The organism is Kitasatospora sp. NPDC096077 (assembly GCF_040303245.1).
Taxonomy (GTDB): domain Bacteria; phylum Actinomycetota; class Actinomycetes; order Streptomycetales; family Streptomycetaceae; genus Kitasatospora.
In genome coordinates, this window is sequence record NZ_JBEOSV010000049.1 from 1 (window position 1) to 9,755 (window position 9,755).

Annotated in this window: 9 protein-coding genes; 7 read left to right on the forward strand and 2 right to left on the reverse strand. The window is 74.3% G+C overall.

The window, feature by feature from the left end; translation table 11 throughout:
• Positions 1 to 124: hypothetical protein (locus ABTZ03_RS31110; RefSeq protein ID WP_350516507.1), on the forward strand; the 124-nt coding region annotated here is incomplete at its 5' end.
• A 189-nt stretch (positions 125 to 313) separates the two neighbouring features.
• Positions 314 to 1,354 carry a LysR family transcriptional regulator gene (locus ABTZ03_RS31115; RefSeq protein ID WP_350516459.1) on the forward strand — a complete coding sequence of 347 codons (1,041 nt, stop codon included), beginning with the start codon at positions 314 to 316 and terminating at the stop codon, positions 1,352 to 1,354.
• Here the strand turns inward: ABTZ03_RS31115 and ABTZ03_RS31120 are convergent.
• Positions 1,285 to 2,703 (reverse strand): CoA transferase, encoded by a 1,419-nt coding sequence (locus tag ABTZ03_RS31120; RefSeq protein ID WP_350516460.1) that lies wholly within the window; start codon positions 2,701 to 2,703, stop codon positions 1,285 to 1,287. The two genes, ABTZ03_RS31115 and ABTZ03_RS31120, sit on opposite strands and share 70 nt — an antisense overlap.
• Before the next feature lie 297 nt (positions 2,704 to 3,000).
• Between ABTZ03_RS31120 and ABTZ03_RS31125 the strand changes: the two genes are divergently transcribed.
• The 5 genes from ABTZ03_RS31125 (at position 3,001) to ABTZ03_RS31145 (ending at position 8,175) form a co-directional block, all read left to right on the forward strand.
• The gene (locus tag ABTZ03_RS31125; protein WP_350516461.1) at positions 3,001 to 4,194 is read left to right on the forward strand and encodes a CaiB/BaiF CoA transferase family protein; all 1,194 of its coding nucleotides are present in this window, start codon (positions 3,001 to 3,003) and stop codon (positions 4,192 to 4,194) included.
• Positions 4,195 to 4,372: 178 nt separating this feature from the next.
• Positions 4,373 to 5,545: an acyl-CoA dehydrogenase family protein gene (locus ABTZ03_RS31130; RefSeq protein ID WP_350516462.1), complete on the forward strand. Its 1,173-nt coding sequence runs from the start codon at positions 4,373 to 4,375 to the stop codon at positions 5,543 to 5,545.
• Complete coding sequence (locus ABTZ03_RS31135) at positions 5,542 to 6,627, forward strand: acyl-CoA dehydrogenase family protein (protein WP_350516463.1); 1,086 nt, start codon at positions 5,542 to 5,544, stop codon at positions 6,625 to 6,627. The genes ABTZ03_RS31130 and ABTZ03_RS31135 overlap by 4 nt, the downstream gene beginning before the upstream one ends.
• Positions 6,628 to 6,869: 242 nt before the next feature.
• A complete protein-coding gene (locus tag ABTZ03_RS31140) occupies positions 6,870 to 7,379 on the forward strand; it encodes a transglycosylase SLT domain-containing protein (protein ID WP_350516464.1) in 510 nt (169 codons plus the stop codon).
• A 172-nt stretch (positions 7,380 to 7,551) separates the two neighbouring features.
• The gene (locus ABTZ03_RS31145; RefSeq protein WP_350516465.1) at positions 7,552 to 8,175 is read left to right on the forward strand and encodes a phosphatase PAP2 family protein; all 624 of its coding nucleotides are present in this window, start codon (positions 7,552 to 7,554) and stop codon (positions 8,173 to 8,175) included.
• A 117-nt stretch (positions 8,176 to 8,292) separates the two neighbouring features.
• On the opposite strand, the gene ABTZ03_RS31150 is transcribed toward ABTZ03_RS31145, so the two are convergent.
• Complete coding sequence (locus ABTZ03_RS31150) at positions 8,293 to 9,606, reverse strand: UDP-glucose dehydrogenase family protein (protein WP_350516466.1); 1,314 nt, start codon at positions 9,604 to 9,606, stop codon at positions 8,293 to 8,295.
• Positions 9,607 to 9,755 lie beyond the last annotated feature (149 nt).

Here is a 9,755-nt window from a genome sequence, read left to right on the forward strand (position 1 = left end):
CGTGCCGCTCGCCTTCGACGGGCCGGCCATGCTGCGCGGGCTGGCCCGGGCCGAGGCGCTGGCCGTCGTGCCGCCCGGCGGGGCGGACGCGGGGCAGGTCGTCGAGCTGGTGGAGGCGCCGTGAGCCGGCTGCTGCTCGGTCCTGTCGCCGCCCTGTTCGCCGTCGCCCTGCTCCGGACCGGCCGGGCCCCGGGGTGCCACGGCGCGAACGACGGTGCCGGCCGGTGCGCCGGCGGAGCTGGGGTGCGTCCTCCAGGCGTGATCCCCCGGCATCACTTGATCGACTTCGAGGACGACACCTAGGGTGATCGACATGGAGCTCACCCCGCGCTTGCTCGAACAGTTCGTGGTGCTCGCCGAGGAGCGGCACTTCGGCCACGCGGCCCAACGGCTGTCGATGAGCCAGCCCCCGCTCAGCCAGGCGATCCAGCGGCTGGAGCGCGGCCTCGGCGTGCTGCTGCTGGAACGCACCAGCAGGGGAGTGCGGTTGACGGCGGCCGGAGCGGCGTTCGCGGCGGACGCCAAGCGGCTGCTGGAGGCGCAGGAGTCGGCCGTGGCGCGGGTGCGCCGGATCGCCCGGGGTGCGGAGGGGACGGTCCGGCTCGGCTACGTGAGCAGCCTCGGCTACTGGCACCTGCCCCAACTGCTCGCGCTGGCCGCCCGGGAGGCGCCCGGACTCGACCTGGTGGTCCGTCAGCGGGGCTCCGCCGAACTCGCCGAGCAGGTCCGGCAGGGGGCGGTGGACCTGGCGCTGGTGCGGCTGCCGGTCTCCGACCGTACGGAGTTGGAGGTGCGGGAGGTGGCCGAGGAGCGCACCGTGCTGGCCGTCCCGGTCGGCCACCCGCTCGCCGGTGCCGCCTCGGTGCCGCTGGCCCGGCTCCGCGACGAGGAGTTCGCGACCGCCGACGAGGCCGCCGTGCCCCGGATCCGCGAACTGATCGGGGCGGCCTGCCGGGAGGCCGGCTTCGAGCCGCGGATCCGGGCCCGGGCGGAGGACCTGACGAGCATGCTGGGCCACACCGCGGCCGGGGTCTGCGTCGCCTTCGTGCCCGAGCGGGTCGCGGCGCCGGGCCACGCCAGGGTGTGCTTCGTCCCGGTCGAGGGCGGCGAGCGGCTGGTCACCACGGTCGCGGCGCTGAGCCGACCGGACGCCGACCCGGCCGTCGCCACCCTGCTGGAGCTGCTGCGGCGGCACCGCGCCGAGTTCGAGGGCCCCGAGTTCGAGGGTCCCGAGGTCGCGGGTCCCGAGTTCGAAGGCCCTGGGGCCGGCGCCCCGCAGGACGGTCACCAGGCGAACGGGGAGGCGCCCAGCGGCTCCGCGGTGCGGGTCAGCCGGGGCAGCAGCGAGGAGTAGCCGACCTGGGTCGGCAGGTAGCACACCTCGCCGAACGGCCCGTGCACGGTGGCCAGTTCGACCGCCGCGAGGGCCGGGTCGGGGGCCGGCAGTTCGACCACCTCGGCGCGGGGGAGCAGGCCGAGGTCCTGGACCCACATGCAGACCCTCGCCAGGTCGACGTGGACCCGGTAGCTGCCGCCCTCCCGGGCCCGGCGGCGCAGCGCCTCCAACGCCCCGGCGGTGCCGAGCACGGCGGCGAGGTAGTCGTTCAGCAGATAGGTCGGGGGCAGCCGGGGCGCGTCGAAGGAGCCCTCCTCGGCGGCGAAACCGGTGGCGGCGGAGGCCAGTTGGTCGAAGCCGCCGCGCCCGGCCCACGGACCCTCGGCACCCCAGCCGAGGAAGTCCAGCACGACCAGACCGGGCCGCTGGTCGACCAGCTCGGCCGGGCCGAAGCCCTTGGCCTCCAGGTTCAGGTAGTTGCAGACGTAGAGGTCGGCGCGGGACAGCACGGACCGGAAGGCGGCGGCCTGCCGCGGGTCGAGCAGGTCGCAGAAGGCGGCCCGCTTGCCGATGCCGGTCTCGACGATCATCCCGACCGGGTCCGGGTGGCCGGGAGCGGACACGTGCAGCACGTCGGCGCCCAGTTCGGCGGTGATCCGCGCGGCGATCGGGCCGGCGATGACATGAGTGTTGTCCAGCACCCGCACCCCGGCCAGCGGCAGGTCGGGCCCGGCCGCCGGGAACGGCTCCGGCGCGCTGTCGCCGATCCGCTCGATCCGGATCAGCGGCCCGTCCGCCAGCAGCCGGCCCTGCGGGTGCCGCCGCCACTCCTCCTGGGTGCGTACCGCGATGGCGGTGCCGCCGCGCCCGCAGATCGCCTCCTCCAGCTCCAGCGCGTTCCACCGGGCGACGGCGGCGGCGATCCGCTCGCGGTCCGGCGGGCAGTCCAGCACCTGGCAGGCGATGTCCCGCAACTGCGGGTAGGAGAACAGCAGGTAGACGAAGCGGCCGTCGGCGGCGCGGTAGAAGTCGTTGTGGCCCAGGAGGTTGGGGTCGTCCATCAACCGCCCGACCGGGACGCCGCGCATCCGGGTGAAGAAGACCGCCATCAGCTGGCTCACCGCCGCCTCGACCGAGACCGTGACGTCCTGCGCCGCGCCGCCGCGCTCCCGGTGGACGGCCGCGACCTCGGTGCCCAGCGCCGCCAGCGCGGCGGCCGCGGCGTCGCCGATCCGGTGCACCGAGGGCGTCACCGGGTCGGCCCCGGAGATCGTCACGGAGCCGCCGGTCTCCGCCGCCGTGATCCCCAACTCGCGGTACAGGCCCGCCAGGGCGTCGTACCCGGTGCCGGTCTGCTTGATGTCCATGTCCGGTTCTCCTCGGAGGACGTGACGAGCCGCGTGGTGCGCGGCGGCCGGCCCGATCGGGGCGGCCTCGACCAGCACAACCGATGTCGGGCGGCACCGTCCAATACCGGTTGCCCTCAGCACCGATATCCCCTGCCATATACGGCGAGTCGAGGGGCCGACATATCCTCCGCCCTATCGTTCCGGCGCCCGATTCATATTGGACGGAGCCGATTCCACCGGGGTTTTCTGGATGGCGGAACGAGGGCCGCGACACCGGCCCCGACCCGCACCGCGACTTTCAGGAGGTACCGGCAGATGACCGGGCAGCCGAACACCCCGTCCGGGCACGGGCTCCTCGCCGGAGTCCGCGTCGTCGAACTGGCCAGCGTGATCATGGGCCCCTACGCCGCCCAGCAACTCGGCGACCTGGGCGCCGACGTGATCAAGGTCGAACCGCCGGCCGGCGACATGACCCGCCACTACCCGCCGCGACGCCACCCCGGCATGGGCGGCGCCACGCTCAACCTCAACCGCAACAAGCGCAGCGCCGCCATCGACCTCAAGGCCCCGCACGGCCGCGACGCCCTGCTCGCCCTGCTGCGCACCGCCGACGTCTTCATCACCAACCTGCGCCCCCAGGCGCTGGAACGGCTGCGGCTGGACCACGACTCGGTCGCCGCCGTCAACCCCGGACTGATCTACGCCAGCGCCCAGGGCTACCGCAGCGACAGCGCCTACGGCACCCGGGCCGCCTACGACGACATCGTCCAGGCCGCCAGCGGACTGGTCTGGCTCAACCACCAGGTCTCCGGCCGCCCGCACTACGTGCCCACCGTGCTGGCCGACAAGATCTGCGGCATGCAGATCGCCCAGTCCGTGCTGGCCGCCCTGCACTACCGGGAGCACGGCGGCACCGGCCAGCACATCGAGGTCCCGATGGTCGACACCGTGCTCGCCTTCAACCTGGTCGAACACCTCGGCGCGGCCGCCCTGGAACCCGACGGCGCCTTCGGCTCGACCCGCTCCCTCAGCCCCGAGCGCCGCGCCCAGCGCACCGCCGACGGCTGGATGTGCATCCTGCCGCAGAGCGACCGCAACTGGCGGGACTTCACCGCCTTCGTCGACCGCCCCGAACTGGCCGACGACCCCCGCTTCACCACCGGCCCCGACCGGGCCCGGAACGCCGACGAGCTCTACCGGGTGATGGCCGAACTGACCCCGCTGCACACCAGCGCCCAGTGGCAGGAGTTCTGCGACCGGACCGGCATCGCCGCGGCCCCGGTGCTCGACCTGGCGGCCGCCGCCACCACCGCCTACGCCCGCGAGGGCGGCCTGCTGCGCGAGGCCGACCACCCCAGCGAGGGCCGCTACCGGGTGATCGGCCGCCCGGTGCGCTACTCGGCCGACCCCGAACCGCCGCTGCGGCCCTGCCCGACGATCGGCCAGCACACCGACGAGGTGCTGCGCGAGGTCGGCTTCGACCCCGCGCTGCTCCGCCCGGCCGGCTGACCGGCGGCGCGCCGGCCGAGCCATTCCGTACCGCCTATTCCGTGCTCGCCTTTTCCGCACCCGCCTTTTCCGTGCCCGCCAATTCCGTACTCGCCTATTCCGTACCGAATTTCCGTACCGGCTCTCTCGGAAGCCCGACGCAGTCCAGTAATTCACCGAATCCTGGAGCGAATGAACCATGTCCACCGCCACGCTTTCACCTACCGCCGTCCCCGAAGCCGTCCTGCCCGCATCGGCCCGCCGACTGCGCGCCGAGGTCCGCGCCTTCCTCGACGAGGAACGCGCCCGCGGCACCGTGCTCGGCCGCCCCGACTCCTGGCTGGCCGGCTGGGACCCGGACTTCAGCCACCGTCTCGCCGAACGCGGTTGGGTCGGCATGGCCCTGCCCGCGGAGTACGGCGGCGCCGGCCGGGGCTTCCTGGAGCGCTACGTGGTGATCGAGGAACTGCTCGCCGCCGGCGCCCCGGTCAGCGCGCACTGGGTCTCCGACCGGCAGGCCGGCCCGTCGATCCTCCAGCACGGCACCGAGGAGCAGCGCCGCTTCTTCCTGCCCCGGATCGCCGCCGGGGAGTGCTTCTTCTCGATCGGGATGAGCGAGAAGAGCAGCGGCTCCGACCTCGCCTCGGTCCGCACCCGGGCCGAACGCATCGACGGAGGCTGGAAGTTGACCGGCACCAAGATGTGGACCGGCGGCGCCCACGCCAACGACTACGCCATCGTGCTGGCCCGCACCGACGAGGCCGAGGACCGGCACGCCGGACTCAGTCAGTTCATCGTCGACCTGCGCGCCCCCGGGGTGCGGATCGAGCCGATCCACCTGATGAGCGGCGAACACCGCTTCAACGCCTTCCACATGGCGGGCGTCGAGGTCCCGGACGACCGGCTGCTCGGCCAGCAGGGCGACGGCTGGCGGCAGGTCACCGGCGAGCTGGCCTTCGAACGCAGCGGCCCCGAGCGCTACCTCTCCACCTTCCCGCTGCTGGTCTCCCTCCTCCGGGAACTCGACCGGCGCGCCGCGACCACCGAACAACTCACCCAGGTCGGCCTGTTGACGGCCCGGCTGCACGGCATCCGCCGGCTCTCCCTCGGTGTGGCGGCGGCCCTGGACGCCGGAGCCGCCCCCGACACCCAGGCGGCCCTGGTCAAGGACCTCGGCACCCGGCTGGAGACCACCCTGGTCGACACCGTCCGCGGCATCCTGCCGACCCCCGCCGACCCGGACGCCACCCCCGGCAGCCACGCCGAACTCCTCGCCTTCGCCCTGCTGCACAGCCCCGGCTACACCCTGCGCGGAGGCACCAACGAAATCCTGCGCGGCATCATCACGCGCGGTCTGGAGCAGAACCGATGAACACCACCCACCGCACCGACACTCACACCATCGTCACCGACACCCCCGTGATCCCGGCGGAGGTGTACGACACCGCGGCCTTCTTCGCCGACCCGGACGCCATCGCCGTCGTCGCCAACGCCACCGCTCCGGACGCCGTCGCCCTCCCCGGTCCCGACGCCACCACCGCCGAACTCATCACCGCTGTAAGGGAGGTGGGGCGCCGGGCGGTGCCCGGACCGTTCGCCGAGACCGCGCTGGTCGCCCGCCCGCTGCTGGGCCGCGTCGGACTGCCCGTCCCGGACGGCCCGCTCAGCCACGCCGTCGCCCCCGAGCTGACCGTCCGGTACGCCCACCCGGCCGCCTCGGCCGTCGGCTCGGCGGGCAGCCTGGGCGAGGACGACACCCTGCTGGTCACCGGCACCCTGCGCCGGGTCCCCTGGGCCCGCGCCGCCGAGGCCGTGGTCGTGCTGGCCACCGCGCCCTTCGGGCCCGTGCTGTTCACCCTCGCCCCGGCGGAGGCCGCCCTCGCGCCCGGCGCCAACCTCGCCGGGGAGCCGCGCGACGACCTGTACCTGGCCGGGCTGGAGATCCCCGCCGCCCGGGTCCGCCGGATCCCCCGGGAGCTGCTGGAGGAGGCCGGGCTGCGCGCGGCACTGGCCCGGGCGGCGCTGATCGCCGGCGCCGCCGAGCGCTGCGTCGAGCTGACCGTCGCCCACACCACCGCCCGCACCCAGTTCGGCCGTCCGCTCAGCCACTTCCAGGCCGTCAAGCAGGAGGAGGCGCGGCTGATCGAGGAGGCCGCCCTGGTCGGTGCCGCCGTCCGGGCCGCCGCCGAGCCGCTGGAGGCCGGCGGCCCGGCCGCCCGGTTCGCCGTCGCCGCCGCCAAGACCCAGGCCTCCGCCTCGGTGGCCGAGATCGCCCGGATCGCCCACCAGTTGCACGGCGCCATCGGCATCACCCGGCTGCACCCGCTCCACCTCGCCACCACCCGGCTCTGGTCCTGGCGCGACGAGGACGGCGACGAGACCGTCTGGGCCGCCCGGTTGGGCCGGGAGGTCACCGCCGACACCCTGTGGCCGGCCCTCACCCTCACCCCCTGACCGCCGAACCGTCCTCTCCGCAGGCGTCCGCCCTGCCGACCCGGCCCCCGCCCGGTCGGCGGGGCGGACCCGGTTCGTCAGGCAGGGAACGGGCCCGCTACGGTGAGGACTTCGCGGCCGGTGGCGCCGACCTGGGCGGACGCGCAGGGGCGTCCCGCGTTGATAGTTTGTCTACCAGTGCGATTTAGCGTCCCTTCCCGAAGCGGCCCGAATCCCGGGTCGTCGCCGAAGGGAGAACACGCGTGCTCCGCAAGACCCGCGCTCTGCTGGCCGGTTCGGCCGTTGCCCTGGCACTCACCCTCACCTCCACCAGCTTCACCGCCCAAGCCGCCGGGGACCAGAGCGGCATCGACGCCTGTGCCCACGAGGCGCAGTGGGCCGGCTTCGCGAAGGACAAGTCCGGCGAGGGCCGCAACGACGACGCGATCTACGCCGTCGCGATCGCCATGGCCGAGTCCGGCTGCAACCGCCTGGCCGTCCACACCAACCAGCCCAACGACCCCGACCCGGGCACCAAGGACCTCGGCGCCTGGCAGATCAACGAGCACTGGTACCCCGAGGTCCACGGCCACGACGCCGGGGTGGTCACCTCCGAGAACTGGCAGGACATGGGCTGGTCGGCCCGCAAGGCCTTCGCCATCGACAACGACGGCACCGGCCGGGGCTGGGCCTCCTGGGCGGCCTGGCACCTGGGCACCTACCAGCAGTACCTGGGCCAGGCCCGCGACGCGGTCTACCGCAACTGGCAGTGATGCCACGCCGCGGGTGACCTCCCCGGGCACCCGCTCCGCCGCCCCCGGTGTGCTGTCCGGCACCGGGGGCGGCGGTACGCGGCTAGGCTGCCGGGAGTTGCGCGGCAGGCGGAGGGGGCTCACTGTGAACGGTCCGGTCAGGCTTTCCGATGGGCGATCGAGCGGCCGACCGGTGTCCGCGCCGCTGCGCGGCTGGCTCGGCGTGGTGGCCGCCCTCGCCGCGCTGGTGGTCCTCGGGCTCGCCGTCCGCTACGCCGGGGCGAGCGAACCCGGCCGACTGGACGACCGGATCGGCACGGCGCTGTACGGCGTCGGGTCGCCGTGGCACGAGGTCGCGAGGACCCTTGACGCCCTGGGGGAGCCCGCGGGCTCGGGGGCGCTGATGACGGGCATCGTGGTGGCCTGCCTGGCGGCCCGGCGCGTCCGCGCGGCGGTGTTCGCCGTCGCCGGGGTCGGCCTGGCCGTGGGGGCGGCGACGCTGCTCAAGCACCTGGTGGGACGCACCATTCACGGCGACAACCTGTCCTACCCGAGCGGGCACACCGCGTTCGCCACCGCGCTCGCCCTCGTGGTGGCACTGCTGGCGACCCGGGGCCGAGGCCGCGAAGGCCTCGGCCCGGTACTCGGCGCGGCACTCCTCGCCGGTGCGGCCATGGGCTGGGCCCAGATCGCACTGGGCGCCCACTACCCGACCGACGTCCTCGGCGGCTGGTGCACCGCACTGGCCGTGGTCCCGGCCACCGGCCGCCTGGTCGACCGCTTCTTCGACACCGTGCAACGGAAACAGTCGAATTGACACAGCACCAGACAGCGCGTCGGAACACCGGATTCACCGGTCGGCCGCCCAGCCAGGGGGTGGGCCCCGAGCCCTGAGGCGCTCAGGGCTCGGGGCTCGGGGCATCATCGGTTCGGGTCAGGCGCGGCCGAGGGCTCGGAAGGTCCAGCCGGCTGCGTGCCACCGGGTCGCGTTGAGGGTCCCGCGGGCGTCGATGACGCTGGGAACAGCGATGTGCCGGGCGAGGTCTTCCGGGTCGGTGTCGGCGAATTGGGGCCAGTCGGTCAGGTGCAGCAGCAGTCCGGCGCCGGTGACGGCGTGCGTGGGGTCGTCGGCGTAGTCGAGGCGGGGGTAGGCCCGGCGGGCGTTCTTCGTCGCGGCGGGGTCGTGGACGGTGACCTCGGCGCCGGCCCGCTGGAGGGCGTCGGCGACTGCTAGGGCCGGGGAGTCGCGGATGTCGTCGGTGTTGGGCTTGAAGGCGGCGCCCCAGACGGCGATCCGCTTGCCGACCACGGTGCCGCCGAGCGCTTCGCGGGCGAGGTCGACGGTGTGCTCGCGTCGGCGCCGGTTGATCGCCGCGACCTGGCGGAGCAGGCCGGTGTCGGCGCCGAGTTCTTCGGCGCGGTGGGTGAACCCGGCCAGGTCCTTGGGCAGGCAGCCGCCGCCGAACCCGAGGCCGGGGTGCATGCCCTTGGTGCCGATCCGCTGGTCGTAGCCCAGGGCGAGGGCGACCTGCTGGACGTCGGCGCCGGCCAGTTCGCAGAGCTCGGCCATCGCGTTGATGAAGGAGATCTTGGTGGCGAGGAAGGCGTTCGCGGCGCCCTTGATCAGCTCTGCGGTCGCGATGTCGGTGACGATCAGCGGGGAGCCGGCGGCCAGGATGTCGGCATAGACGGTCCGGAGGACGGCCTCGCTGTCGGTGTCGCCGTCCTCGATGCCGAGGACGATCCGGTCCGGTTCCAGGGTGTCCAGGACGGCGAAGGACTCGCGCAGGAACTCCGGCGACCAGGCCAGGTGGACGCTCGTCCCGGCGCGGACGTGCTCGTCCAGGGTCTGCCGCAGCTCAGCGACCGTGCCGACCGGGACAGTGGACTTCCCGATGATCAGCGCGCCGTCGCCGAGCCTGGGTGCCAGGCGGCGGATCGCGGTGTGCAGGTGGGTGAGGTCGTAGGCGCCGCTGCCGTGCTGCGACGGGGTGCCGACGCCCAGGAAGTGGACGTCGGCGAAGGCGGCGGCCTCCGCGTAGGAGGCGGTGAAACCGAGCCGGCCGGTGGCGGTGTGCTTGGCGAGCAGGTCGTCCAGGCCGCGTTCGACGAACGGGGCCTGGCCCTTGTTCAGGGTGTCGACCTTGTCGGTGTCGGTGTCCATACCGAGGACCTGGTGGCCGAGTTCGGCCATCGCGGCGGCATGGGTCGCACCGAGGTAGCCGCAGCCGATCACGGTGAGCTTCACGAACGTGTCCTTCCGAAGGGGGGTGGGGGGGGGGGGCGGGGCCCCCCCCCCCCGGGGGGGGGGGGGGGGGGGGGGGGGGGGGGGGGGGGGGGGGGGCGGCGGGGGGGGGGGGGGGGGGGGGCGGGGGGGGGGGGGGGGGCGGGGCGGGG